Genomic DNA, 23845 nt, shown 5'->3' with positions numbered 1-23845 from the left:
ACCACCTCTCGACGGGCGCCGGCTCACCCCGACGGCGGGGTGAACTGGCTGATGGTGAAGTCCGCGCCCTGCGGGTCGCGGATCAGTGCCGTGCGTGACCAAACATCATCGCTTTGGCCCAGGACACTGGCTCCGAGCCGTTCGGCATCAGCCACCGACTGGTCGCGGTCGGCCACAGCAAAAGAGACGTGCCAGTGCGGCTGCTCGCCGGGCGCCGTGGGAGCGAACCACGCGATCGCATCCTCGAAACCGGACGGGGTGGAGACCGATGCCTGCCGCTCCCTGATACGGGGATCAACCGTCGCCTCAAGGTGGTCACCGTAGCCGGGCCGGCGGACCAGCCACCCGAACCCGAGATCGTCAACCTGCCAGCCGAACACCCCGCTGTAGAACGCCTTGGCCGCGCCGATGTCTGAGGTGTGGAGATCGCTGAAGTTCCACGTCCCCGGAAGATTAGCCACCTGGGACCCCAGCCGCCGGCGGGCCTGCCAGATGCGGAACCCGGCGCCTTCCGGGTCGGCCAGCACCGCCGCGCGGCCGCCTTCCCCCGCATCGGCCGGTGCGGACCGCACACTGGCACCGGCAGCAGTCAGCGCCCGGGCGGCCGCATCGGCGTCGTCCACGGCAACATAGGTGTTCCATGCTGCGGGCTGTCCGCTGCCGGCCAGCCCTCCGTCGGCCAGCCCGCCGACGTCAGCCCCGTCCAACCTGGCGATCAAATAGCGGCCGGGGGCGTCCGGGGGCATGGCGTCCTCGAAGGTCCAGCCAAACAATCCGCCGTAAAAGTCGGCCGCTGCGTCGACGTCGGGCTGCTCGGTGTCGATCCAGCTCGGCACACCGGCCGGGTACGTCCTGTCCGTCATCGTCCGCTCCCATCCACTGCCTGTTCCGTCCCTGCCGGTCCAATGCCACAGCCTAATGGGCGGGGGACCGGCAGGGTATCCCCGTGCGCGGCGCGGCATCTGTCTCAACGCAGGCCGCGGTTCCTATTGACGGACCTGGGTGGAGACAGTGGAATAATAAGTAGGCTTGGTAATACAGGCCCGGCCCGCAAAAGGCCTTCTGGAGCCACGGAACGGCACCGTGCACCGGTCATCCTGCCGCTGCGGGCGGACGCGGCAGGAGCAGCCGCTGGCTCTGACTGATCGGAACTGACACGCCGGGAACCCCTGGCGGAGATTCGCTGCCGAAGGAGAACACACACGATGATCAGCAATCAGCAAGTCGAAGGACTCATGTCCGCCTCGGGAAACGTCCTGGGACCGAACGGCGACAAAATCGGATCAGTAGGGACCTTCTATCTCGACGACCAGACCAACGAGCCGGCCTGGGTCACGGTGAATACCGGGCTGTTTGGAACCAATGAGACCTTTGTCCCCCTCAGCGAAGCCACCGTGGAGGGCATCGATGTGCTGGTGCCCTACTCCAAGGAGGAGGTCAAGAACGCTCCGCAGATTGAGAGCGACGGCTCCATCAGTGCAGAGGAGGAGGTCACCCTCTACCGGTATTACGGCTTTACGTATGACGACGGCACTTCGGGGATGGTGGATTCCGACGCCGGCACAGACACGCTCATCGAATCCGAATCCGAAACCGTCACCGAAACAGACACCGTCTCGGACACGGACCGGGACGCCGCAGCTGGTCTGGCCGGCGGCGCTGCCTCAGGCACCGGCAGGTCCGCAGCGTCTGGATCGAACATCGACGACGCGATGACCCGCTCGGAGGAACGCCTCGATGTTGGCACCGAAGCACGTGAGACGGGCAAGGCCCGGCTGCGCAAATACACCGTGACGGAAACGGTGACCACCGAGGTGCCGGTCAGTCACGAAGAGGTCCGGATTGAGCGTGAGCCGGTCACGGATGCGAACCGTGACGCTGCGATGCGGGGACCGGAGCTGCGTGAGGATGAATACGAGGTCACGCTGCACAGCGAGGAGCCGGTGGTCCGGAAGCACACCGAGCCGGTGGAGCGGGTCCGGCTGGAAACAGAAACGGTGACCGGCTCGGAAACCGTCTCCGGGGATATCCGGAAGGAGAAGATCGATACCGAAGTGGACGAGGCCGCGCCGCGGAACACCTCCGCGGGCACGGAGAAGAAGCCGGAAGACGGTACGGGAAGCTCCCGCTGAGCTTTAGTCTCCTGACTCCTGACTCTTGAATCCGGGCTCCCGCCCCCGGCCTTCGGCCGGTTTCGCCCCGGCACGAGCGCCTGAACCCCGCCGCCTTCACGGGCCGGCGGGGTTCGGCTGTCCGAAAGCTAACCAGGGCCGGCGTCGGGCCTGCTGTTTGTCGACGGGGAGTCCGGTTTGGGTTAGTATCCGTTCGGCACTCAATCACTAAGTGCACTTTGTTTTTAGGATTCTTCAGGGGGAAATTATGTCTCAGCAGTATGCCCAGAACCCGTACTCACCCACACAGTCCGGACCCGTACCGCTCTCGCAGCCGTTCTACGGTGCCAGCTTCGGCGAGGCCGTCAAACGCTTTTTCAAGAAGTACGCCACGTTCTCCGGCCGCGCGAGCCGCAGCGAGTACTGGTGGGTGTTCCTGTTCCAGAATGCGGTCGTGCTGGTCCTGTCAGTTCTCACCGCAATGAACGTGGATTCCAGCGGAGACCCCACCGGGCTCGGCATCGTAACGACGCTGTTGCTTCTGGTGTACATTCTGGGTGCGTTTCTCCCGGCGCTGGCACTGTTTGTTCGGCGCCTGCACGACGGCGGATTTAGTGGCTGGCTCGCCCTGCTCGCGTTTGTCCCACTTGTGGGTTGGCTGGCGTTTCCGGTGTTCGGCCTCATGCCCAGCAAGCCCGAAGGAGCGCGCTTCGACGCCGGGGCCCAGCAGCAGTACGCACCCTACCCGCCGGCTTCACCCCAGGCCTAGGCTAAGGGCCCACCGCCAGGGTATAACCGCAGGTCCGGACCGTAAGCCCTTCCCGAACGGCGCTCAGGCTTCGATACTGGAGGCATGACCCACCTCACCTCGTCAGATCCCGGCGGCACCTCGTCTGATCCCGCCGGGGACGGTCCGCCGCCCGCAGCGGCGGAGCTGGCCGAGGAGTCCGTCCAACTGGTCCGGCGCTGGCTGGCGGAGGCATCCAGCATTGCCGTGGACGCCTCCGCCGCCCAGCTGGCTGGGATCCTGAAGGACCCCAGCGGACTCGAATTCACGGTGGGTTTTGTTGACGGCGTCATCCGGCCCGAAGACCTCTCCGTAGCCGCCCGGAATCTCGCGGAGCTGGCCCCCAAAGTCCCCGGATTCCTGCCCTGGTACATGCGGGCAGCGGTCCGGGCCGGGGGAGTGGTGGGACCGTTCCTGCCCGGTGTGGTGGTTCCGGCAGCACGCCGGGTACTGCGGCGCATGGTCGGGCACCTGATCATTGACGCGACCGACGCCCGCCTGGGCCGGGCCATCCGCCGGATCCGCCGGGACGGCGTCAGCCTCAACATGAACCTGCTGGGCGAAGCGGTACTGGGGCAGCGGGAGGCGGCCCGCCGGCTCGAGGGCACCCGCCGTCTGCTGGCCAGGGACGACGTCGACTATGTCTCGGTCAAGGTCTCCTCCACGGTTGCCCCGCACGCGCCCTGGGCGTTTGAGGAGGCGGTGGCCGGCATCGTCGAAACCCTCACTCCGCTGTACCGGCTTGCCGCCCAGGGGCCCCGGCACAAGTTCATCAACCTGGACATGGAGGAGTACAAGGACCTCGACCTGACGCTGAGAGTTTTCATGGAGCTCCTCTCGAAGCCGGAGTTTCACCGGCTGGAGGCCGGCCTGGTGCTGCAGGCCTACCTGCCGGACGCGCTGGCCGCCATGCAGCGGCTGCAGTCCTTCGCGGCCGGGCGGCGCGCCAGCGGAGGAGCAGGCATCAAGGTGCGGCTGGTCAAGGGTGCGAACCTTCCCATGGAACAGGTGGAGGCCTCGCTCCACGGCTGGCCGCTGGCCACATGGGGGACCAAGCAGGAGACGGACACCAACTACAAGCGGGTCCTTGACTATGCCCTGCAGCCGGACCGGACCGCAAACATCCGCCTCGGGGTCGCCGGCCACAACCTCTTCGACATCGCTTATGCGTGGCTGCTCGCCGGGCGGCGCGGTGTCCGGGATGCGGTCGACGTCGAAATGCTGCTGGGGATGGCCACAGCCCAGGCGCAGGTGGTCAAGCAGGACGTCGGGCAGCTGCTGCTTTATACCCCCGTGGTCCACCCGGAGGAGTTCGACGTCGCGATCGCCTATCTGGTGCGGCGGCTGGAGGAGGGAGCCAGCAGCGAGAACTTTATGTCCGCCGTTTTTGACCTCAGCACCAATGAAGCCCTGTTTGAACGTGAGCGCCGGCGGTTCACCGCTTCCCTGGAGGCAATGGACCCCGGCGTCCCCGAACCCCGCCGCAGGCAGGACCGCACGGCACCGCCGGAACCGGCCGGGACGGAATTCGCCAACACCCAGGACACTGACCCTTCGCTGCCGGCCAACCGGGGCTGGGGCCGGGAGATTCTGGCACGGGTTCCCGGTTCGGAGCTTGGGCTGCTGGACGTCGAAGCTGCCTGGATCAATTCCAGCGAAGAGCTCGAGGACGTAATGGCCGAGGCTGTCCGGGCGCAGGCTGGGTGGGCCGCCCTTTCCGGCGCCGGCCGCGCCGGAATCCTGCGCCGTGCTGCCAACAGCCTGGAAACGCTCCGCGCACAGCTGCTGGAAGTGATGGCCGCCGAGGCAGGCAAGACCCTGGATCAGGGGGATCCGGAGGTCTCCGAAGCGGTGGACTTCGCCCGCTACTACGCCGACCGTGCCGCGGAATTGGACCACCTGGACGGAGCGGAGTTCCACCCGGTCCGGCTGACAGTTGTGACTCCGCCCTGGAATTTTCCGGTGGCCATCCCCGCCGGGTCGACGCTCGCCGCACTGGCCGCCGGGTCCGCCGTCGTGCTCAAACCCGCCGGGCCGGCCAGCCGGTGCGGGGCCGTGCTGGCCGCGGCCCTCTGGAACGCCGGTGTGCCGCGCGGTGTCCTGCAGTTCGTGCAGCTGGGGGAATCGGAGCTCGGGCAGCAGCTGATTTCGCACCCCGCCGTGGACCGGGTGATCCTCACCGGCGGTTACGAAACAGCTGAACTCTTCCGCTCTTTCCGCCCGGACCTGCCGCTGCTGGCGGAGACCTCGGGAAAAAACGCCATCGTGGTGACGCCCAGCGCCGACTTCGATCTCGCGGCGCGGGACGTGGCGGCCTCGGCGTTTGGCCACGCCGGGCAGAAGTGCTCGGCGGCCTCCCTGGTCATCCTGGTGGGATCGGCGGCGCAATCCCACCGCTTCCACAACCAGCTGCTGGACGCCGTGCAGTCACTGGAGGTGGGCAGGCCGGAGGATCCGGAAACGCAGATGGGTCCCGTGGTGGAACCGGCAGCGGGCAAGCTGCTGCGCGGCCTCACACAGCTCGGGGACGGGGAAGCCTGGGTGCTGCAGCCGCAGAAGCTCGACGGTGAGGGCAGGCTGTGGACACCAGGGATCCGGGCCGGGGTCCAGCCGGGCTCCGAGTTCCATCTGACTGAATACTTCGGGCCCGTGCTGGGAGTGATGCGGGCGCAGACCCTGGAGGAAGCCGTCCGGCTGCAGAACCAGGTCGACTACGGGCTCACTGCCGGGCTGCACTCCCTGGACCCGGAGGAAATCACGTATTGGACCGGTGCCGTGCAGGCTGGAAACCTCTACGTCAACCGCGGTATCACCGGTGCTGTCGTGCGCCGGCAGCCGTTTGGCGGCTGGAAGAAATCGTCGGTTGGAACCGGCACGAAAGCGGGCGGGCCGAACTACCTGCTGGGCCTGGGCAATTGGACTTCCAGCCCCGCCGCCGTGTCCGCACCAGTGGACGGCGCTGCTGCGGCACTGCTGGCTGAAGTCGAAGCTTCGGGGTGCCTTTCCGCCCGCGACCTGGCCTACCTCACCCGATCGGCAGGCAGCGACGCCGCCGAATGGGCCGCTGAGTTCGGACAGGTCCGGGATGTCTCCGGCCTGCTGGCAGAACGGAACCTGTTCCGCTATCTCCCGGTGCCCGGGGAAGTGCGCCTCGCCGAAGGTCAGCCTCAGGCGCTCCTGCTGCGCGTGCTGGCCGCCGCCCTGCGGGCCGGCGCTCCGGTACGGGTCTCCCTGCCCGCGGCCCTGCCGTCAGGAATCACGGCCCTGCTGGCCGGTCACGGGCTGGTCCTCAGTATCGAGGACGACGCCGGCTGGCTCGCCAGGCTAGGAGCTGGAACCAATCTGCCCTCCCGGATCCGGCTGATCGGCGGGGACCGCCGGGCTGCCGCGGCTGCCACCGGTGGACGCCCCGACGTCGCCGTCCATGACCAGCCGGTGACTGAAGCCGGGCGGGTGGAACTGCTCCCGTTCCTGCATGAACAGGCCATCAGCATCACGGCCCACAGGTTTGGGACACCAAGCCCCCTGGCGGACGTCCCACTGGGATGAAGCTAGGCTGGCGGCATTCCATGTCCCGCACCTTCGAAGGAACAGATGGTCTCCCACCTCCCGCTCGCCGGACGGACAGCCTTGATCACAGGTGTCAGCAGAGAACAGGGAATCGGCTACGCCGTCGCCTCCCGGCTGGCACAAATGGGTGCCAGCCTCTTCCTGGCCCACTACGTCCCGCATGACCGGGATCAGCCCTGGGGCGCGGATTCGATCGACGGCGTCGTCAGGGGAGTGCGCGCGCAGCTTGCCGGCGGCGCCCGGCTGGCTGATGTGAGCATCAACCTGGCGGATGCTGGTGCGGCCGAACAACTGATCGACCAGGCAGGGTCTGCGCTGGGACATCTGGACATTCTGATCTGCAATCATGCCCGCAGCGGCGGTGACGGACCGTTGAGGGACCTGACCGCAGAAAAACTGGATGCACACTGGGCGGTGAATACTCGGTCCACACTGCTGGCCACCCGTGCTTTTGCCGCCCAGCATGACGGGCGGGCCGGCGGCCGGGTCATCTGGATAACCTCCGGACAGGTGGACGGCGGAGTCATGGAGGACGAGATTGCCTACGCAACGTCCAAGGCTGCCCTGGCCGGGATCACTCCGTCCGTTTCCGCCGGCCTGGCCCGCCGGGGGATCCTCCTCAACACCGTCAATCCGGGACCGGTCAATACCGGTTATCTGGATCCCGCAACCGCCGACCGGTCCCCGGAAATCCTCGAGGAGGTACTTTCCCGCTTTCCCGCCGGGCGCTACGGCGAACCTGAGGATCCGGCCCGGCTCATCGCCTGGCTGGTCAGCGATGAGGGACGCTGGATGGTTGGCCAGGTGCTGAGCAGCGACGGCGGCTTCCGCTGAGTTGCCGCAGGGATTGAGATGATGCGGGGAGGGGGCAGCAGGTTCGCTCAGTAGCCCGGTCAGCACTGGGCCAGGTTCATGCAGGGGCCTAGCGGACAGCAGACCGGGATGTTAGGGTCCTCGGCATGGGAACACTCATTTTCGAGTAGCGGTGCGCGCGCTGAAGGCGCCCCGCTCTACGCAGACCACATCAAACCGCTTGTTGAGGCCAAGGCCTCCGAGTCCTTCCGTCTGCAAGCTCGAAACGCCTGAGCGCGAACCTGCGCGGGCAGCCCGGAAGGGCAATGATCTGGCATCAGCAGCCCAGAGTAGAAACTGGAGCACTCCCATGACGAAATCCGCCAAAAAACACCCATCCACTGCGGCAGGCCAGCCGCCGGCAGCTGCTGAGGCCGTCCCGGTCACCGACGCAACCGCCCCGGACCTGCTGATTAACGTCTCTCCGGCTGCTGCCCGCCGCCTGAGCGAAGACGGGCTGCGGCGCCTGGCCGCCGCTCAGCCGGCCGAAGCGAACCTCCCCGGCTGGCAGAGCCTGGGCAAGGGGGCCAAACCGAACCACGCCAACGGCAGGCAGGGCCCACGCGAACGCAAGGTGCGCTGGTAACCGGCTGCCCTGGCCACACCCGCTCCACACCGGACCGGCTGCAGACCCCGCCGTCTGCAGCCGGTCTGCCGATAAATCTCCGGCTGGGTGCTTTCCGTTCCCACCCGGCTGCTTCCGAACCCGCCCCGCCCGCCGGCATTTCGGGAGGTGCCGCCCTGCCTGCGCCGCCGGATTGGCGCTGCGCCGAATTCTTGAAATGCTGGCGGCATGGAATCTCCCGCCTCCGGCACCCTCACCCGCAGTTCCATCCACGCCACCGACGCACTCCAGGCCTGGACTGCCGGGAACCTCGGTGTGATCCGGCTGAACCGGCCGCAGGCGCTCAACGCCATGACCCTGGATATGGTCCGGTCCATGGACCGGGTGCTCCAGGACTGGGCAGTGGACGACGCCGTTGGCTCAGTCCTGCTCCTCGGTGCCGGGAACCGCGGGCTGTGCGCCGGCGGAGACATCCGGGCGATCGCCGCGGGGACGGATGCTGAGGCGATGGAGTTCTGGACCGCCGAGTATGCCCTCAACGCCCGGGTGGCCAGTTTTCCGAAGCCCTACGTTGCCCTGATGGACGGGGTGGTGATGGGAGGCGGAGTTGGCGTGTCAGGCCATGCCAGCATCCGGATCGCGACCGAGCGGACCCAGGCGGCCATGCCGGAGGTGCGCATCGGCTTCAGCCCAGACTGCGCCGGGTCCCTGCTGCTGGCCAACGCACCGGGTGAGCTGGGCACCCATCTGGCGTTGACAGCGGGCACCATGACCGGCGCCGACGCCGTGCTGTGCGGATTCGCTGATTACTACGTTCCCTCCGCCGCCCTTCCTGCGCTGTGTGCGGCGCTGGAAACGGCTGACCCCGCAGAGGTGACCGCGGCGTTCGCCGTCGAACCACCACAGGCTCCGCTCGCCCGCCGGCGGGAGTGGATCGACGAATGCTACGCCGGTCCCGATGTTCAGGAGATCCTTGCCCGGCTGGATTCCCACGCCGCCCCCGAGACTGCGGAGGCAGCCCGAAGCATCCGGGAGATGGCACCGTTTTCCCTGGCGGTGGCCCTGTCCTCGCTCCGGGCCGCCGCAGCAGAACCATCACTGGACAGGGTGCTGGCCCGGGATCTGGTCATGGCTGAGCGGATGATCGCCCGCCCGGACTTCCGCGAAGGGGTCCGCGCCCGCCTCCTGGACCGGGATGCACCCCGCTGGAATCCGGCCAGCCTCCAGGACGTGGCAGCAGCGGACGTCGCCTGGACGCTGGCCCTCTGACCGGGCCGGTGCCATGATGGTGCCCCATACTCCGGCAGAAGGGCACAGGCATGCTGCTGAACGGCAGGAACGCAGTCATTTACGGAGGCGGCGGGGCCATTGGCGGGGCCGCTGCCCGGGCCTTCGCCCGGGAAGGTGCCAGGGTTTTCCTGGCCGGACGGCATCCTGAACCGCTGCAGGCTGTGGCGGAGCAGATCCGGACGGCGGGCGGCCTGGCGGAAACAGCGCTGCTGGACGCGCTGAACCAGCAGGCCGTCAACGAGCATGCGGACCACGTCGCAGCTTCGGCCGGCAGTCTGGACATCTCCCTGAACGTCATCCAGCACGGCGATGTCCAGGGCCTGCCGATGTCCGCCATGTACCTGGAGGACTATCTCCGTCCGGTGTCGACGGCGGTGCAGACCACTTTCATTACCGCGCAGGCAGCTGCCCGGCACATGATGGAACAGAAATCCGGGGTGATCCTGGCTTTCGGCGGATCCGGAACCCAGGAACCGGGACAGTATCTGGGCGGGCTGATCACCGCGTTCGAAGCCATCGAGGCGATGCGCCGGCAGCTGGCGGTGGAACTTGGTCCGTACGGAATCCGGGTGGTGACGCTGCGCAGCGGAGGGATACCCGAGTCGCTGCCGCCGGACATGGACGGCCGCGAGGAAATCGCCGGAGCGATCCAGGCGGCCACCATGCTGAAGCGTGCTGCCACGCTGGAGGATGTTGGCAACGCGGCAGTCTTCGCCGCGTCGGATCTGGCCGCCAGCGTCACGGCGGCAACCATCAACATCAGCGCCGGAGCGTTGATCGACTGGTGAGTTGCCCGGCTGGTGGCCGGACCTAGGCTTCAGACCGCCAGATCGTGAAGTCCTCTGTGCTCACCGCGGTGTGGGCGCCGGTCTCCTCGTCGCGGAGCCACAGCGTCGCCAGCCCTGGTGCGGTATCCCGAACTTCTCCCCGATAGTAGACGTGACCGCCGCTGCGGGCTTCAACGTGGTCGCCACGGTGAACGGAACGGATATTACGGATGCGGCGGGCGGACGGATTGGAGGAAACGGGGGACGTGCTGGCTGAGGGCAAACTCTTACTCCTGGATCGTGAGGGGGCCTAGTTATGTCAACCAGCGAACTGGGCGAAAATATTCCCAAAGCTGTATCATCCCCTGACGCCGGCTCGGTCGGGAGCGTAAAGTCTGGGCATGGATATCGTGGATTTCCTGCTGACGCGCTTTCATGAAGACGCCGCGGAGTCCCGCAAGCTTCTGGGCGGGTCCGAAATTTCGCTCTCGGACCGCTGGTATGAAGAGCGGCTTTTGCGGGAATGCGAAGCCAAACTCATGCTGATCGACATCATCGGCGGTGCCCGCCGCAATGCGCTGTCCCGGATGCTGCAGGACACTGAGAGCGACCCGCGCAGCTACGCGGATGAACTCGAGTGGACCACCCTCGCCCTTGCCGCTCTGGCCGCCCCGTACGCAGATCACAACGATTACCAGGATGTCTGGCGGCTGGTGGAAAAACGGCCCTGAAGCCTGCCCGGTGGCCACCCTCCCGGGACCCGGTCAATCCAGTGGCCCTGTCCTGCGGCGTCCGAACCGCCTAGATTGGCTTCCATGACTTTGGAGACTCCATGACAGGGGACAGTGCCGCTACCGCCAGCGAACGGGAGCTCCTGGAACGGCTCGCGGCAGCCAAACACATCGCAACCACTTTCACCGGATGGGATGGGAGCCCGCAGCAGGTCTCCGATGAAACCCTGCGGATCATCCTCGCTTCACGGGGCGCCCCGGCCGGCAGCCGCTCTGAACTGGAAGCATCGCTGGAGCAGGCGCTGACGGAGCCCTGGCGCCGGGTCCTGCCGCCGACCGTCGTCGCCCGGGAAGGCTTCCCCTCCGCCTCGGTACCCGTGCGCTTTCCCGCCGGGATGTCCGCCCACGCCTGGGTTGAGCTGGAGCGGGGTGGAACCATCGATGTGCCCTGGGTCCCCCAGCTGGAGGAGTCCGCCGTCGTCGACGGTGTGGATCACCAGCGCAGCCAGCTGGTCCTGCCTCCTGACCTGCCCCTGGGCTGGCACCAGCTGCACGTCGAGGCCGGTGGCGCCGGGGACAGCGGGATCCGGGCACAGGCCGTGCTGGCGGTAACTCCGGACCGGCTGGACCCGGTTGGCAAGCTAGGCCGCGCCCGTACCTGGGGAATGATGGCCCAGCTGTATTCCACGCGCTCGGCACGGTCCTGGGGAATCGGGGACCTGACCGACCTTGCGGACCTCTCCGCGGTCTGCGGTGAAGCCGGATCAGATTTTATGCTCATCAACCCCCTCCATGCTGCCGAATCAGCCCCTCCAGTGGAGGATTCGCCGTATCTGCCCGCAACCCGCCGCTTCTTCAACCCCCTGTACATCCGCGTGGAAGCCATCCCCGAATACGGCTACCTCCCGCCGGAACAGCGGGCCCGGGTCGAAAACCTGGCCGCCGGGCAGCAGACGGTAAACCGGGACGCCGGCCTGCTGGACCGGAACACTGCCTTCGCGGCCAAGCTTCAGGCCCTGCGGCCCGTTTTCCAGGTGCCGCGCAGCCCCTCCCGGGAACAGCAGTACCAAGCCTTTGTCGAAGGAGAAGGCGAGGGGCTGGAGAGTTTCGCCCTCTGGTCGGCCCTGGCCGTCAGCCTGCCGGCGGATGCACCGCAGTGGGCAGAGGGCCTGGACAGCGATTTTGCCCGGAGCAAGGCCGTGGAGCTGGCCGGAGAAATCAGCTTCTACAAATGGCTGCAATGGATCTGCGATGAACAGCTCGAAACAGCACAGCGCGCAGCACGGAAGGCGGGAATGGGCATCGGAATCGTGCACGACCTCGCCGTCGGCGTCCATCCCGGCGGAGCAGACGCCTGGACGCTGAGGGACGTCCTGGTTTCCGAAGTTTCGGTCGGCGCGCCACCGGACATGTTCAACCAGCGTGGCCAGGACTGGAGCCAGCCGCCCTGGGATCCGGACCATTTGGCGGAGACCGGGTACGGCGCTTACCGTGACATGCTGCGGACCATCCTTCGGCATGCGGGCGGTGTGCGCGTAGATCACATTCTCGGCTTGTTCCGACTCTGGTGGATACCCCGCGGTGAAGCACCGGACAAGGGTGCCTACGTGTACTACGACCATGAGGCGCTGGTGGGAATCCTGGCGTTGGAAGCCCAGCGGGCGGGCGCCGTAGTCGTCGGCGAAGACCTGGGGGTCTTTGAGCCCTGGGTACAGGACTACCTGGCCGAACGCGGCATCCTCGGCACGGCCATCCTGTGGTTCGAGAACACAGGCCAGGGGCCGCGGCCGCCGGAGGAATACCGCCCCGGCGCCCTCACCACGATCGGCACGCACGACCTTCCCCCGGCAGCGGGGTATCTCGCCGGGGAGCACGTGACGCTGCGCGGCTCGCTGGGTCTGCTGAACCGGCCTGTGGAGGAAGAGCGGGAACTTGATGAGGCTGCCAGGGCCGCCATCCTGGAGCTGGTCCGCAGCCAGGGTCTGCTGGCCGCAGGACAGGCCTCCGAAGCAGAAACCGTTGAGGCTCTGCACCGTTATATTTCCCGGACCCCGTCTGTGCTGATTGGCGTCGGACTGGTGGACGCGGTGGGAGAGCGGCGCACCCAGAATCAGCCCGGCACCTCCACGGAGTACCCGAACTGGCGGATCCCGCTGGCCGGTCCGGACGGAACCCCGATCCTGGTGGAGGACCTTGCCACGAATGAGCGGTTCCAATCACTGGCGCGCATCATGAACGAATCACTGCGCTAGTCAGGTGCCCGGGACGTGCCTAATCGGCGGTCTGGTCGGCAAAGGCAACACGGCGCAGGAGAGCCCTCAGCTGATCCCGCTCGGCCGGTGAGAGAGCCCCCAATGACGTGTCGCTCGCGGCTGCGACCACGGCGGCCGCCTCCGCATAGAGCCGCTTGCCCGCCGCCGTCGGAGTAATGATGTTGGAGCGGCGGTCGCGCGGGTCAGCCAACCGCTTCACGGCGCCCCGCTTCTCCAGCTGATCCACCAGTGCCACGATCTGGCTTGGATCCAGGGACAGGAATTCCGCGAGTTCCCGCTGGGACGGGTTCAATCCGCTGCAGGCCAGGGACAGCACTGAGTAGGAGCGCACTTTAAGGTCGAGGGCTGCCAGGTCTTCGTTGGCGCGGCGTGAGCCAACTGAGCGGGCCCGGGCGGCGAGGAACTCGGTTTCACCGGCGAGCTCTGAATCGTAGAGCCGCTCGATACCCGCCTGAGGTCCCGCCTGTTGCGCGGTACCTGCCGCGCCGTTGCGTGAGGTGTTGCTGCCGGTCTCGGTCATGGACTAAGAGTACGCGTAATTACAACTGTTGACTTTCTCAACTATCTCGGATGTCATGGTGTGAGGCATGACACACGAATGAGGAGTTACGTATGGCGCTGGACGGCAAAACCGCGATTGTTACCGGCAGCGGGCGGGGGCTGGGCCTGGCCTACGCCCGGGAACTGGCCCGGCAGGGCGCGGCGGTGGTGGTGAACGACGTCGATCAGGCTGTCGCTGAGGAAGCGGTTGCCGTGATCCAGGCCGACGGCGGCCGCGCGGTTGCGGTGGTCGCTCCGGTGGGTTCCACGGAAACGGCGAAGACCCTGGTGGCTGCTGCGGTTGAGAACTTCGGCGGCCTGGACATCCTGGTGACCAACGCCGGGGTGCTGCGGGATAAGAGCCTGCTGAAGATGACGGACGAGGACTTTGACCTGGTCATCAACGTGCACCTGCGCGGCACCTTCACCTGCGTCCGGGAGGCGTACGCGTACTTCAAGGAAAACAACGTGGCGGGCCGGATCATCACGATCGGTTCCCCGACCGGTCAGCGCGGAAACTTCGGACAGACCAACTACGCCGCGGCGAAGGCCGGGATCGTGGGCATGGTCCGGACCTGGGCACTGGAGATGAAGAAGGCCGGCGTCACGGCGAACGCCGTCATTCCCGTGGCCGCGACCGCAATGACGAAGACTGTCCCGTACTTCGCTGCCGCTGTGGAGGCTGAGGAGCGTGGTGAGGTGATGCCGGACTTCTTCCGCAAGGAGCTGGGTTTCGGTACGGCGGAGGACGTGGCCGGTTTGATCGCGTTCCTGGCGTCGGAGGACGCTGCCGGGATCACCGGACAGGCCATTGGGGTGGGCGGGGACCGGCTGCAGCTGTGGTCCCATCCGGAGGCTGTGGCTTCTGAGTACCGGGACGGTGGCTGGTCGTATGCGGATCTTGCGGCGGCGTTCCCGTTCGCGGGGAACCTGCAGGGTGTGGGGGAGAAGTTCCCGCCGCTGCCGGCCGAACTCCAGCCCCAGACCGCGGAATCAAAGTAATAGCTGAAAACTGAGAGAACACAGGAAAACCACATGAGCGCTACCGTTGTCACTTTTGAAGAACTCGCCGGACTTGTTGGCAAGGACCTGGGCTACACCGACTACATCGAAATCACCCAGGACCAGATCAATACCTTCGCGGATGCCACCGATGACCACCAGTGGATCCACACCGATCCCGAGAAGGCCAAGGACGGGCCGTTCGGCGCGCCGATCGCGCACGGGTTCCTGACCCTGTCCCTGATCATTCCCCTCTGGAGCTCACTCTTCGACGTGGAAGGCGTCAAGACAAAGGTCAACTACGGCCTGGACCGGGTGCGTTTCACCAACCCCGTCAAGGTTGGTGCCAAGGTCCGCCTGCACTCGGTGATCGCCGAGGTCACTGAGGTCAAGGGCGGGGTGCAGATCAAGACCTCCAACAAAATCGAAATCGAAGGTGAAGAGCGGCCCGCCGTGATCGCCGAGTTCCTCGCCAGGTTCTACGCCTAGTCTCCGGCGTATCAAGGCTCCTGGCCCCGGCCCCCTCCGCGGACCGGGGACCGGGCGGTAAAGCAGTACCAGCACCACACCTGCAGTATCCATTTCTCCCCTCAAGGAAGAGGAAAGTCATGAGGCACTTCATTACCAGCAAGGTCGCCAAGGCCTTCGCACTCGGCGCTGTGGCGTCACTGGCGCTGGCCGGCTGTGGCGGCGGCAGCCTGTCCGGCAGCGCTTCAAGCTCTCCCGCTGCATCGCCATCGGAATCTGCATCCAGCGGCGAGCTCGAGAAGATCGTGGTCGGCGTTCTGGCGATCGCTCCCTCCGCAGCCATGCACTACGGCATTGAGGAAGGCATCTTCGAGAAGCACGGACTCGACGTCGAACTCCAGACCGGGCAGGGCGGCGCCGCCATGCTTCCGGCCGTTTCCACCGGAGACATGAACTTCGCCGTGGGCAACCCGCTGACCGTGATGGTGGCCAAGGATAAGGGCCTGGACATGAAGATTGTCACGGGTTATTCCAACTCCTACGCGGACGGCGAGGATATCAACGGTGTGGTCGCCCGCGCGGACTCCGGCATCACCAGCTTTGCGGATCTGGAAGGCAAGACGGCCAGCGTCAACGCCATCAACACCCAGGGCGACCTGACCATCATGGAAGCAGCATCCATCGCCGGAGCGGATCCCAGTGCGATCAACTTCTCCGAGATGCCGTTCCCGGACATGGAGGCACAGCTGGAGCTGGGCAACACGGATGCCGTCTGGATTCCGGAGCCCTTCCTCAGCAAGGCCCTCGCCAACCCGGACAACGTTCTGGTGGGCTATTCCAACCAGGAAGTCATCCCGGGCATGCCCACCATGGTCTCCTTCACCTCCGGCAACTACGCCGAGCAGAACCCGGAAACCGTCCAGAAGTTCAAGGACGCCATGGAAGAGCTCCTCGTGGAGGCCGAAGCAAACATCGACGACGTCAAGGCAACCCTGCCGGACTTCATGACGATGCCGGCCGAGGTCGCGGCGAAGCTCAAGATGGAGCAGTACGACGCCGAACTGCGCACCGAGCAGCTCACCAGCCTCGGCGAGCTGATGCTCAAGTACAAGTTCGTGGAGAAGGCTCCCGACCTGGCTGCCATGACGGTCCAGTAGCAGCACCCCCGGTAACACCTCCGGTGGCCCGCCGGCCCTTCCGTATGCAGGCAGGCGGGCCACCGGCCCAGCAATGACTTTAGGTATGACAAAGAAGGATGTCTGAAGAAATGCAGAACCAGGGCCTGGGTTCATGGATCCACCGTCAGCGCGTCAAATCCGGTTCGAAGACCGCACTGATCTTCCGGGACGAACGGATCAGCTATGCCGAACTCGACGAGCGGATCAACCGGCTGGCGGCCGTGCTGCGCGCCAACGGGGTGGAGCACGGTACACGGGTGGCCTTCCTCGGGGATAACCACCCCGCCTTCCTGGAGACCTTCTTCGCCGCCGGATCGCTCGGCGCAGTTTTTGTTCCGCTCAACACCCGGCTGGCCCCGCCGGAAATCCAGTTTGCCCTGCAGGATTCGGGCAGCCTCATCCTGGTGAACACCCTGGTCCTGGATGAACTGGCTGTCCGAGGTTCGCAGGGGACCGCCGTCGAACTCCGCCTGCTGGTTGACGATGGAACCGCAGCTGCTCCTGCCAACGCCGGCGCCTTGCCGGTTCAGCCGTACGAGGCCTTCCTTGCAGCGGGCTCCGGTGGCTTTCCGGACGCAGCGGTCACGATGGAGGACGGGGCGATCATCCTGTACACCTCCGGCACCACCGGGCGGCCCAAGGGCGCGCTGCTCACCCACGCCAACCTGGCCTGGAACTGTTTCAACGTGCTGGTGGACTACGACGTCGCGGGAGATGACGTCGCCCTGATGATCTCCCCGTTGTTCCACGTGGCCTCCCTGGATATGGGAGTGCTGCCCAACCTGCTCAAGGGCGCCGCCGTCATCCTGGAAACCCGTTTTGAACCGGGACGGACGCTGGAACTGATCGAAAAGTACCAGGCAACGTTTATCAGCGGGGTCCCCACCACCTACCAGCTGCTCTGCGAGCACCCCGACTGGGCCAAGCGGGACATCAGTTCGCTGCGCAAGCTCACCTGCGGCGGCTCGGCCGTTCCGCTGCGGGTCATTGATGCGTACGAGGAACGCGGCCTCGGCTTCTCCAACGGCTACGGCATGACCGAAACCGCGCCCGGCGCCACTGCGCTGCCGCCCAAGTGGTCCCGGGAGAAGGCCGGTTCGGCCGGACTTCCGCACTTCTTCACCTCCGTCCGCGTGGCGAACCCGGACGGGTCACCCGCCGCTCCGGGAGAAGTGGGCGAGGTTCAGATCAGCGGACCCAACGTCATCAAGTCCTATTGGAACCGGCCGGACGCCACCGAATCCTCCTTTACCGACGGGACCTGGTTCCGGTCCGGGGACATGGGCTATTTCGACGGCGAGGGTTTCCTGTTCATTTCCGACCGGTTGAAGGACATGATCATTTCCGGCGGCGAGAACATCTACCCCGCCGAAGTGGAGCAGATTATCAGTGAACTCGACGCCGTCAGCGGTGTCGCGGTGATCGGGGTGCCCGACGAGAAATGGGGCGAGGTTCCCAAGGCGGTCATCACCCTGCGCGGGGGCTTCACCCTTGACCCGGCGGAGGTGCACGCGCACCTCGACGGGCGCCTGGCACGCTACAAGATTCCGAAGTCGGTAGTGGTGGTGGAGGACCTGCCCCGCACGGCCAGCGGCAAGATCCGCAAGAAGGACCTGCGCCGGGACTACACCGCCTGATCCGGCCGGGCCCGGCCCCCCGGCCGGCGGCCTGGCCCGGTGCCAGCCCCGCAGATGCAAAGATGAGCGGATGGACCTGAACCTGCTGCGCACCTTCGTCTCCGTATATGAGACGGGCAGCCTGACATCGACGGCGCGTGCCCTGTTCGTCACGCAGCCTTCGGTCAGCCATTCCCTGGCACGGCTGCGCGCGGAGTTTGCGGACGAACTATTCGTCCGGTCCGGCGGGCGGATGCGGCCCACGGCGCTGGCCGATGAGATCTTCCCCGACTGCCGGGAGGCGCTGGGGCGCCTCGAATCGCTGACCGAACGCTCCCGCAGCTTCGACCCGGCCACGTCCACCCGCCGGTTCCGGCTCTGCCTCTCCGACCTGGGGGAGCTGGGCTTCCTGCCCGAGGTGCTCCGGCACCTGGCGGAGGCAGCGCCGGGAGTGGACCTCGACGTCGTTCCGATGGACATTGCCGAGGTGGCTGAATGGCTGGAACGCGGCACAGTGGATGCCGCGATCGCGTCCTGGCCGCTGGCCGGCGGATTCGAGAGCCTGCTGCTGAAGCGCGAACGCTACGTTGGCCTGCTGCACCGGGACTTTCCGCTGGCTGGTACCGGCACGCTGTCCATGGAGGAGTTCCTGGCTGCCGGCCATGTGGAGGTGGCCCGCAGCACAGGACACCAGGCCGCCGAGGAACGGATGGAAGAGCTGGGCATCACGCGGCGCACCCGGGTCCGGGTCCGGCACTTTTCCGTGCTGCCGCAGATCATCTCTGAATCCGGGCTGATGGCGATCGTGCCGGAAAGCATGGCTGCAGGCTGGATCGGCAGCTGGCCGCTGCAGCTGGTTGACCTTCCCTTCGACGTCGAACCCATCGAGGTGCGGCTGCACCTGCCGCAGCAGGGACGCCGCACGCCGGCCCTGGACTGGTTCGGGTCGATGCTCCGGAACGCCCTGATTACGGAGCCGCTCGGCAAACTATAGACACTATCTATAGTATCTAGTCATAAAATTCAGTCGTTTTATGTTCAGCACCCTCCTACACTCGCTAGTGAGACGCAGGACACAGAGCGAATGAAGGAAAACCCATGAAGGTAGCTGAAGCAGTAGGACGAACCCTGGCAGAACTGGGCGTGCGGCAGGTATTCGGAGTGACCGGCAGCGGAAACTTCCACTTCACCAACGCCCTGGTCAACGGCGGCGCCAGCTTCACCGCCACCCGGCATGAGATGGGGGCGGCCTGTATGGCGGATGCATACTCACGTGCCACGGGAGAAGTCTCCGTGGTCAGCGTGCACCAGGGCTGCGGCCTGACCAACGCCATGACCGGCATCGGTGAAGCTGCCAAGAGCCGCACCCCGGTGATCGTGCTCTCCGGCGACACACCGCCCACCCAGAAGACCTCGAACTTCTGGATCGACCAGGACGCCGCGGCCGAGTCCGTCGGTGCAGTCGCCGAGCGCGTCCACTCAGCCGAAACCGCCGTCGCCGACGTCGTCCGCGCCTTCCGGCTGGCCCGCGACGAACGGCGCACCGTCCTGCTGAGCATTGCCCTGGACGTGCAGGAGGAGGAACTCGAGTTCTCCCTGGCGGACGTCCCGGCGGTCGCACCCACCCTGGTTCCCGGCCCCTCACCCGAAAGCGTTCAGCAGCTGGCGGACCTGCTCGCTTCGGCCGAGCGTCCCGTGCTGGTGGCCGGCCGCGGAGCCCTGGCCGCCCGCGCCGAAATCGAGGCACTGGCAGAGCAGACCGGCGCGCTGCTGACGACTTCCGCCGTCGGGCGCGGCATTTTCGCGGGCAACGCCTGGTATCTGGACGTGATGGGCGGCTTCTCCACACCGGTGACCGCCGAACTGATCCAGGGCGCCGACGTCGTGGTGGCTTTTGGTGCCAGCCTCAACCGCTGGACCTCGCGCAGCGGCTCGCTGCTGGCCGGCAGCCGGGTAGTGCAGGTGGACCTGAGTCCGGAGGCGATCGGCTTCCACCGTCCCGTCGAGTTCGGTGTCCTGGGCGACTCTGCGCTGGTGGCGCAGGCCGTGACCGGCGAGCTGGCTTCGCGGGGTGCGGCTTCGGCCGGATACCGCAGCGACGCGGTGCTGGAGCAGATCAAGTCCGGCAGCGAATGGGTCAACGTGGACTTCGGCCCGATCGACTCCGCGGACACGATCGATCCGCGCACCCTGACCATCGCGCTGAATGACCTGGTGCCGATGGAACGCGTGGTGGTGACCGACGGCGGTAACTTCAACGGCTACCCGGCCATGTTCTTCCAGGTTCCGGACGCCCGCGCCTACTGCCTGCCGCTGGCCTTCCAGTCGATCGGGCTGGCGCTGTCCTCCGCGATTGGCGCCGGAATTGCCAATCCGGACCGGATTGCCATCGCAGGGGTGGGCGACGGCGGTTTTATGATGAGCCTAGCCGAGCTGGACACCGCAGTCCGGCTGAAGCTGCCGATGATCGTGGTGGTCTACAACGACAACGCGTACGGAGCCGAGGTACACCACTTTGTGCACGAGACCGACCAGCTGGACATCGTGGAGTTCCCGGACACCGACATCGCAGCCATCGCCCGCGGTTTCGGCTGCACCGGAGTCACGGTCCGGAACGAGGCTGACCTGGCCGGTGTGCAGGGCTGGCTCGACGGGGACCGCAGCACTCCGCTGGTCATTGACGCGAAGATCAGCTCCTTCCCGTCCTGGGTGCTCGCGCATACCTTCGACGACGAATAGGGTTTCGGGATCGGCGTCTGCTGCCGCCCAGTCTGGAGATGTACCTAGACTGGCAGCAGCAGACGCCACACCCATCCATTCTGAGGACAGCCATGACCCAGCTTTCCCCGGGCGACACCGCCCCCGCCTTCTCCCTTCCCGATGCCAGCGGCAAGCAGGTGTCCCTCTCGGACTATGCCGGCCGCCGGGTAGTGGTCTACTTCTATCCGCAGGCCGGAACGCCCGGCTGCACCACCGAGGCCTGCGACTTCCGCGACAACCTGGCTGCGCTGCAGCAGGACGGGTACGACGTCGTCGGCATCTCGCCTGACGGTCCCGAGGCGATCCAGGAGTTCATCCGGGATCAGGCGCTGACTTTCCCGCTGCTTTCGGATCCGGACCTTGCCGTGGTCCAGGCATATGGTGCCTATGGGGAGCGGAACTTCGGCGGCAACAAGTCCATGGGCATCCTCCGCTCCACCGTGACCGTGGACCGGGATGGGAAGGTTCTCACGGCCGAATACGGTGTGAGTCCCTCCGGCCACGTGGCCCGGCTGCGCGGGGAGCTGGCTGCACTGCAGGGCTGACCATCCGGTTTCCGGCTGCTTTTCCTGGGGGCCGGACAATTCTTGGTGCTGCCGTGAAACACTGCACCCGCTTCCGGACAGGTACAGGGTATGACCTACTTTTCAGGCCCTCCCGACCGGGAGCAGACCTTCAGGGCGCTGTACGCGTCGGTGTATCCGGATCTGATCCGGTTTGTGCAGCGCCGTACCTCTCCCGACCGGGCGGAGGACATTGCTGCCGACACCTTCCTTGTTGTGTGGCGCCGGCTGGATGACCTTCCCTCTGCCGCAGGAGACGCACGGGCATGGATCTTCGGCATCAGCCGCAACATCCTGCTGAACACCCGGCGCGGGGAGCAGCGCCGGGAAGCGCTCGGCCTGCGCCTCGTCGACGCTTTTGATGTGCCTGCCTCCAGCGTGGACATCGATCTGGCGACGAACCGGATCGATCTGACGCGGGCCTGGCGCCGCCTGTCCGAAGTGCACCAGGAGGCACTGGGCCTAACCGTTTTCGAAGTCCTCACCGGCCCGCAGGCCGCAGCCATTCTTGGGATTTCCCCGGTCGCCTACCGAATCCGGCTCACCCGCGCCCGCCGGGCACTGAGGCTCCTGCTCGACCACCTCCCGGCGTCGTCAGGTGCGCCGCAGCCCGTTTCTGGAAGGACACAAACATCATGATTCGAGACGAACAGACCGACATGCTGCTGCGGACCCTTGATCCGGCGGACGCAGCTGCCTCCGGCGATTCCCCGCGGGCCCGCACCGACCTCGAGCGCATTCTTGCGGCTAATCCGGCTAATCCGGCTGATCCGGCTGGATCGGCTGGCCAGGCGTTGCTGGCTGGCTCAGCTGCTGCTCCGGCACCGGGGGACGCGCAGAACGTCCACCCACTGCCCCCGCGGAAGGTACACCGGAAAGTCCGCCTCGGTGTACTGGCCGGTGCGGCTGCGGCAGTCACCGCAGGCCTGATCGCGCTTCCCGCTCTCAGCGGCGGCGACCCGGCGTACGCCACCTGGACCGCTGTTCCGACGACCCTCTCCCCGGCCGCCAGCGCGAAGGCCGGGGATGACTGCCGGTCCTGGGAGGGGCACGGAGAGACGTCCGGAGCCGCAAAGCCTGAAGTGGCCATTGCCGAGCGGCGCGGCGACTGGACCACAGTGATGCTGACTGGCGACGACGGATTCTCGGCCATGTGCGTCACTGACGGGTGGCTCTATGGCGGCGCTTTCGGATATTCCGGAAGAGCATTAGGAGCTGCTGCCTTGGATCCACGCGGTCTGCTGGCAATGGGGATGGGAACGGGGACGACCCCTGCGGGCAGCCTCTCCATGGTGGCCGGTGCTGCAGGCTCCGACGTCGTCGGCGTTTCCTACCTGAGCCAGGCCGAGGGAGAAGTCATCGGGAGCGTCTCCAAGGGGCAGTTTGTGCTCTGGTTCCCCGGAGATGAGCTGCAGGACTACGACACTGACCATGATGGTGAAGGCGTCGAATTGATGGTGACCTACGCCGACGGATCGTCCGCTCCGGTCCGGGTGGGACTCTGAGGCGGGACGGATGAGCGAGAGCATCATCGAGGCTGCATACTCACTGCGGCACCTAGACCCCGAAGGCTGCCGGGTACTCGATCACTCCGGAGGGGAGCGGCCCGCCGGGGTTTAGCTGCAGGGCCATCAGGGCCTCGTCCGGGACCCCGAACGGGGCTTCGATGCCCAGCCGGGACGCCGGCGTAAACCCGAACCGCGGGTAATACCCGGCATGACCGAGGACCACCACCAGGTTCTCGCCCAGTTCCCGGGCGGCATCCAGCGCTCCCCGGATTGCGGCGCCTCCGGCCCCCTGCTGCTGGTAATCCGGGAGGACCGCACAGGGGGCCAGCGCAAGCGCGGGTTTGCCGCCGACCCGGCAGCGGGTGAGCAGCGCGTGGGCAACCACGGTCCCGTCCGGCGCAGCTGCTACGTAGGAGAGCCCGTCGATCCACGCATTGGGATCGGCGCGCAGGGCGTCGACCAGGTCGGCTTCCGCCGAGGTGGGGAAAGCTGCTTCGTTGACGGTGCGGACGGCAGCGGTGTCGGCTGGGATCTCGGGACGGGCCGTCCAGGTGGTGGTCATGAGGTTCTCCCTGTGCGCTCTGAATCGGCGTTGCTTCCTGAAATACCGTATCCCGCCGAGGTCTGCGGAGGCTTGGCGTACCGCACGGGAGCTGCGGCACGGGCTAGCCTCGGGGGAGAGGGTGCAGAGGGACGCACCAGAATAAGTAGGAACCGGATGAAGGGACCCCGATGACGACGCGCCTGGTGCTGCTGGCTGATACCCATCTGCCGCTGCGGGCGAAGGCCCTGCCGCAGGAAGTCTGGGACGCCGTCGAGGCCGCCGACCTGGTGGTCCATGCCGGCGACTGGGTCAGCGAAGGACTGCTCGATGAACTGCAGGCGCGCTCCGAATCGCTGCTGGCCTGCTGGGGCAACAACGACGGACCGGCGCTGCGGGCCAGGCTGCCGGAGATTGCGCGGGCCACGGTCGAGCAGGTGCGTCTCGCCGTCGTGCATGAAACCGGCGCGGCCAAAGGCCGGGAAGCCCGGATGGAACAAGCCTTTCCGGAGACCGATCTGCTGGTCTTTGGCCACAGCCACATCCCCTGGGACAGTACTTCCTCCGGCGGGCTGCGGCTGCTGAATCCGGGCTCACCCACGGACCGCCGCCGCCAGCCGTTCTGTACCTACATGACCGCGGAGATTTCGGGACAAAACGTCGACGTCGAGCTGCGGCGGCTTCCGCTGCGGACCCGGTCTCGATCGTCAAACTGACGGAGCG

The 23845-nt window shown here is 66.4% G+C and carries 23 protein-coding genes; 19 read left to right on the top strand and 4 right to left on the bottom strand.

Going from position 1 to position 23845, the window contains the following annotated elements; all coding sequences use genetic code 11:
* Positions 1 to 23: 23 nt before the first annotated feature.
* Positions 24 to 863 carry a VOC family protein gene (locus tag ArtHe_RS12660; protein WP_248317263.1) on the bottom strand — a complete coding sequence of 280 codons (840 nt, stop codon included), beginning with the start codon at positions 861 to 863 and terminating at the stop codon, positions 24 to 26.
* Between the two features lie 372 nt (positions 864 to 1235).
* Here ArtHe_RS12660 and ArtHe_RS12655 point away from each other — a divergent pair, with 372 nt between their 5' ends.
* The 7 genes from ArtHe_RS12655 to ArtHe_RS12625 all read left to right on the top strand — a co-directional run bounded on the left by ArtHe_RS12655 (position 1236) and on the right by ArtHe_RS12625 (position 9963).
* On the top strand, positions 1236 to 2132 hold the full coding sequence (locus tag ArtHe_RS12655; protein WP_349238354.1) for a YsnF/AvaK domain-containing protein: 897 nt from the start codon (positions 1236 to 1238) through the stop codon (positions 2130 to 2132).
* Between the two features lie 247 nt (positions 2133 to 2379).
* A complete protein-coding gene (locus ArtHe_RS12650; RefSeq protein ID WP_248317261.1) occupies positions 2380 to 2880 on the top strand; it encodes a DUF805 domain-containing protein in 501 nt (166 codons plus the stop codon).
* Between the two features lie 84 nt (positions 2881 to 2964).
* Positions 2965 to 6447: a bifunctional proline dehydrogenase/L-glutamate gamma-semialdehyde dehydrogenase gene (locus tag ArtHe_RS12645; RefSeq protein ID WP_248317260.1), complete on the top strand. Its 3483-nt coding sequence runs from the start codon at positions 2965 to 2967 to the stop codon at positions 6445 to 6447.
* Between the two features lie 45 nt (positions 6448 to 6492).
* Positions 6493 to 7302, top strand: coding sequence for an SDR family oxidoreductase (locus ArtHe_RS12640; RefSeq protein ID WP_248317259.1), 810 nt, complete (start codon positions 6493 to 6495; stop codon positions 7300 to 7302).
* A 328-nt stretch (positions 7303 to 7630) separates the two neighbouring features.
* Positions 7631 to 7906: a hypothetical protein gene (locus ArtHe_RS12635; RefSeq protein ID WP_248317258.1), complete on the top strand. Its 276-nt coding sequence runs from the start codon at positions 7631 to 7633 to the stop codon at positions 7904 to 7906.
* A 207-nt stretch (positions 7907 to 8113) separates the two neighbouring features.
* Positions 8114 to 9154 carry a 3-hydroxyisobutyryl-CoA hydrolase gene (locus ArtHe_RS12630; RefSeq protein WP_248317257.1) on the top strand — a complete coding sequence of 347 codons (1041 nt, stop codon included), beginning with the start codon at positions 8114 to 8116 and terminating at the stop codon, positions 9152 to 9154.
* Positions 9155 to 9204: 50 nt separating this feature from the next.
* Positions 9205 to 9963: an SDR family oxidoreductase gene (locus tag ArtHe_RS12625; RefSeq protein ID WP_066303476.1), complete on the top strand. Its 759-nt coding sequence runs from the start codon at positions 9205 to 9207 to the stop codon at positions 9961 to 9963.
* Positions 9964 to 9985: 22 nt separating this feature from the next.
* Here the strand turns inward: ArtHe_RS12625 and ArtHe_RS12620 are convergent, their stop codons facing one another.
* On the bottom strand, positions 9986 to 10225 hold the full coding sequence (locus ArtHe_RS12620; RefSeq protein ID WP_248317256.1) for a hypothetical protein: 240 nt from the start codon (positions 10223 to 10225) through the stop codon (positions 9986 to 9988).
* A 118-nt stretch (positions 10226 to 10343) separates the two neighbouring features.
* Here ArtHe_RS12620 and ArtHe_RS12615 point away from each other — a divergent pair, with 118 nt between their 5' ends.
* Together ArtHe_RS12615 and malQ are read left to right on the top strand one after the other, a co-directional pair.
* Positions 10344 to 10673 carry a DUF6221 family protein gene (locus ArtHe_RS12615; protein ID WP_066303479.1) on the top strand — a complete coding sequence of 110 codons (330 nt, stop codon included), beginning with the start codon at positions 10344 to 10346 and terminating at the stop codon, positions 10671 to 10673.
* A gap of 101 nt (positions 10674 to 10774) precedes the next feature.
* On the top strand, positions 10775 to 12925 hold the full coding sequence (gene malQ, locus ArtHe_RS12610; protein WP_248317255.1) for a 4-alpha-glucanotransferase: 2151 nt from the start codon (positions 10775 to 10777) through the stop codon (positions 12923 to 12925).
* A 19-nt stretch (positions 12926 to 12944) separates the two neighbouring features.
* Here the strand turns inward: malQ and ArtHe_RS12605 are convergent, their stop codons facing one another.
* Positions 12945 to 13466 (bottom strand): MarR family winged helix-turn-helix transcriptional regulator, encoded by a 522-nt coding sequence (locus ArtHe_RS12605; protein ID WP_248317254.1) that lies wholly within the window; start codon positions 13464 to 13466, stop codon positions 12945 to 12947.
* A gap of 92 nt (positions 13467 to 13558) precedes the next feature.
* Between ArtHe_RS12605 and ArtHe_RS12600 the strand changes: the two genes are divergently transcribed.
* The 9 genes from ArtHe_RS12600 (at position 13559) to ArtHe_RS12560 (ending at position 22578) form a co-directional block, all read left to right on the top strand.
* Positions 13559 to 14488 (top strand): SDR family NAD(P)-dependent oxidoreductase, encoded by a 930-nt coding sequence (locus ArtHe_RS12600; protein ID WP_248317253.1) that lies wholly within the window; start codon positions 13559 to 13561, stop codon positions 14486 to 14488.
* A gap of 33 nt (positions 14489 to 14521) precedes the next feature.
* Positions 14522 to 14977, top strand: a complete 456-nt coding sequence (locus tag ArtHe_RS12595) for a MaoC family dehydratase (protein ID WP_248317252.1) — start codon at positions 14522 to 14524, stop codon at positions 14975 to 14977.
* A gap of 119 nt (positions 14978 to 15096) precedes the next feature.
* Positions 15097 to 16113 carry an ABC transporter substrate-binding protein gene (locus tag ArtHe_RS12590; protein WP_248317251.1) on the top strand — a complete coding sequence of 339 codons (1017 nt, stop codon included), beginning with the start codon at positions 15097 to 15099 and terminating at the stop codon, positions 16111 to 16113.
* Between the two features lie 110 nt (positions 16114 to 16223).
* Positions 16224 to 17771, top strand: coding sequence for a long-chain fatty acid--CoA ligase (locus ArtHe_RS12585; protein ID WP_248317250.1), 1548 nt, complete (start codon positions 16224 to 16226; stop codon positions 17769 to 17771).
* A gap of 70 nt (positions 17772 to 17841) precedes the next feature.
* Positions 17842 to 18744 (top strand): LysR substrate-binding domain-containing protein, encoded by a 903-nt coding sequence (locus ArtHe_RS12580; RefSeq protein ID WP_248317249.1) that lies wholly within the window; start codon positions 17842 to 17844, stop codon positions 18742 to 18744.
* A gap of 104 nt (positions 18745 to 18848) precedes the next feature.
* Positions 18849 to 20489 carry a thiamine pyrophosphate-binding protein gene (locus ArtHe_RS12575; protein ID WP_248317248.1) on the top strand — a complete coding sequence of 547 codons (1641 nt, stop codon included), beginning with the start codon at positions 18849 to 18851 and terminating at the stop codon, positions 20487 to 20489.
* 92 nt (positions 20490 to 20581) lie between these two features.
* A complete protein-coding gene (gene bcp / locus ArtHe_RS12570) occupies positions 20582 to 21055 on the top strand; it encodes a thioredoxin-dependent thiol peroxidase (RefSeq protein WP_248317247.1) in 474 nt (157 codons plus the stop codon).
* 90 nt (positions 21056 to 21145) lie between these two features.
* Complete coding sequence (locus ArtHe_RS12565; RefSeq protein WP_248317246.1) at positions 21146 to 21712, top strand: sigma-70 family RNA polymerase sigma factor; 567 nt, start codon at positions 21146 to 21148, stop codon at positions 21710 to 21712.
* Positions 21709 to 22578 carry a hypothetical protein gene (locus ArtHe_RS12560; RefSeq protein WP_248317245.1) on the top strand — a complete coding sequence of 290 codons (870 nt, stop codon included), beginning with the start codon at positions 21709 to 21711 and terminating at the stop codon, positions 22576 to 22578. The genes ArtHe_RS12565 and ArtHe_RS12560 overlap by 4 nt, the downstream gene beginning before the upstream one ends.
* Positions 22579 to 22630: 52 nt before the next feature.
* Here the strand turns inward: ArtHe_RS12560 and ArtHe_RS12555 are convergent, their stop codons facing one another.
* Positions 22631 to 23143, bottom strand: coding sequence for an N-acetyltransferase (locus ArtHe_RS12555; protein ID WP_248317244.1), 513 nt, complete (start codon positions 23141 to 23143; stop codon positions 22631 to 22633).
* Positions 23144 to 23313: 170 nt separating this feature from the next.
* Here ArtHe_RS12555 and ArtHe_RS12550 point away from each other — a divergent pair, with 170 nt between their 5' ends.
* On the top strand, positions 23314 to 23838 hold the full coding sequence (locus ArtHe_RS12550) for a metallophosphoesterase (RefSeq protein ID WP_248317243.1): 525 nt from the start codon (positions 23314 to 23316) through the stop codon (positions 23836 to 23838).
* Positions 23839 to 23845 lie beyond the last annotated feature (7 nt).

This window comes from Arthrobacter sp. Helios, from assembly GCF_023167125.1.
Classification (GTDB): Bacteria; Actinomycetota; Actinomycetes; order Actinomycetales; family Micrococcaceae; genus Arthrobacter_B; species Arthrobacter_B luteolus.
The sequence above is the reverse complement of the archived record's forward strand: the minus strand, read 5'-3'. Positions and strand labels throughout refer to the sequence as shown.

Coding starts and splice junctions, on each gene's coding strand:
- ArtHe_RS12645 (WP_248317260.1), top strand. CDS start 2,965: ATGACCCACCTCACCTCGTCAGATCCCGGCGGCACCTCGTCTGATCCC.
- ArtHe_RS12580 (WP_248317249.1), top strand. CDS start 17,842: ATGGACCTGAACCTGCTGCGCACCTTCGTCTCCGTATATGAGACGGGC.
- ArtHe_RS12650 (WP_248317261.1), top strand. CDS start 2,380: ATGTCTCAGCAGTATGCCCAGAACCCGTACTCACCCACACAGTCCGGA.
- ArtHe_RS12655 (WP_349238354.1), top strand. CDS start 1,236: ATGTCCGCCTCGGGAAACGTCCTGGGACCGAACGGCGACAAAATCGGA.
- malQ (WP_248317255.1), top strand. CDS start 10,775: ATGACAGGGGACAGTGCCGCTACCGCCAGCGAACGGGAGCTCCTGGAA.
- ArtHe_RS12595 (WP_248317252.1), top strand. CDS start 14,522: ATGAGCGCTACCGTTGTCACTTTTGAAGAACTCGCCGGACTTGTTGGC.
- ArtHe_RS12630 (WP_248317257.1), top strand. CDS start 8,114: ATGGAATCTCCCGCCTCCGGCACCCTCACCCGCAGTTCCATCCACGCC.
- ArtHe_RS12660 (WP_248317263.1), bottom strand. CDS start 863: ATGACGGACAGGACGTACCCGGCCGGTGTGCCGAGCTGGATCGACACC.
- ArtHe_RS12600 (WP_248317253.1), top strand. CDS start 13,559: ATGGCGCTGGACGGCAAAACCGCGATTGTTACCGGCAGCGGGCGGGGG.
- ArtHe_RS12625 (WP_066303476.1), top strand. CDS start 9,205: ATGCTGCTGAACGGCAGGAACGCAGTCATTTACGGAGGCGGCGGGGCC.
- ArtHe_RS12605 (WP_248317254.1), bottom strand. CDS start 13,466: ATGACCGAGACCGGCAGCAACACCTCACGCAACGGCGCGGCAGGTACC.
- ArtHe_RS12565 (WP_248317246.1), top strand. CDS start 21,146: ATGACCTACTTTTCAGGCCCTCCCGACCGGGAGCAGACCTTCAGGGCG.
- ArtHe_RS12550 (WP_248317243.1), top strand. CDS start 23,314: ATGACGACGCGCCTGGTGCTGCTGGCTGATACCCATCTGCCGCTGCGG.
- ArtHe_RS12635 (WP_248317258.1), top strand. CDS start 7,631: ATGACGAAATCCGCCAAAAAACACCCATCCACTGCGGCAGGCCAGCCG.
- ArtHe_RS12590 (WP_248317251.1), top strand. CDS start 15,097: ATGAGGCACTTCATTACCAGCAAGGTCGCCAAGGCCTTCGCACTCGGC.
- bcp (WP_248317247.1), top strand. CDS start 20,582: ATGACCCAGCTTTCCCCGGGCGACACCGCCCCCGCCTTCTCCCTTCCC.
- ArtHe_RS12560 (WP_248317245.1), top strand. CDS start 21,709: ATGATTCGAGACGAACAGACCGACATGCTGCTGCGGACCCTTGATCCG.
- ArtHe_RS12640 (WP_248317259.1), top strand. CDS start 6,493: ATGGTCTCCCACCTCCCGCTCGCCGGACGGACAGCCTTGATCACAGGT.
- ArtHe_RS12585 (WP_248317250.1), top strand. CDS start 16,224: ATGCAGAACCAGGGCCTGGGTTCATGGATCCACCGTCAGCGCGTCAAA.
- ArtHe_RS12615 (WP_066303479.1), top strand. CDS start 10,344: ATGGATATCGTGGATTTCCTGCTGACGCGCTTTCATGAAGACGCCGCG.
- ArtHe_RS12555 (WP_248317244.1), bottom strand. CDS start 23,143: ATGACCACCACCTGGACGGCCCGTCCCGAGATCCCAGCCGACACCGCT.
- ArtHe_RS12575 (WP_248317248.1), top strand. CDS start 18,849: ATGAAGGTAGCTGAAGCAGTAGGACGAACCCTGGCAGAACTGGGCGTG.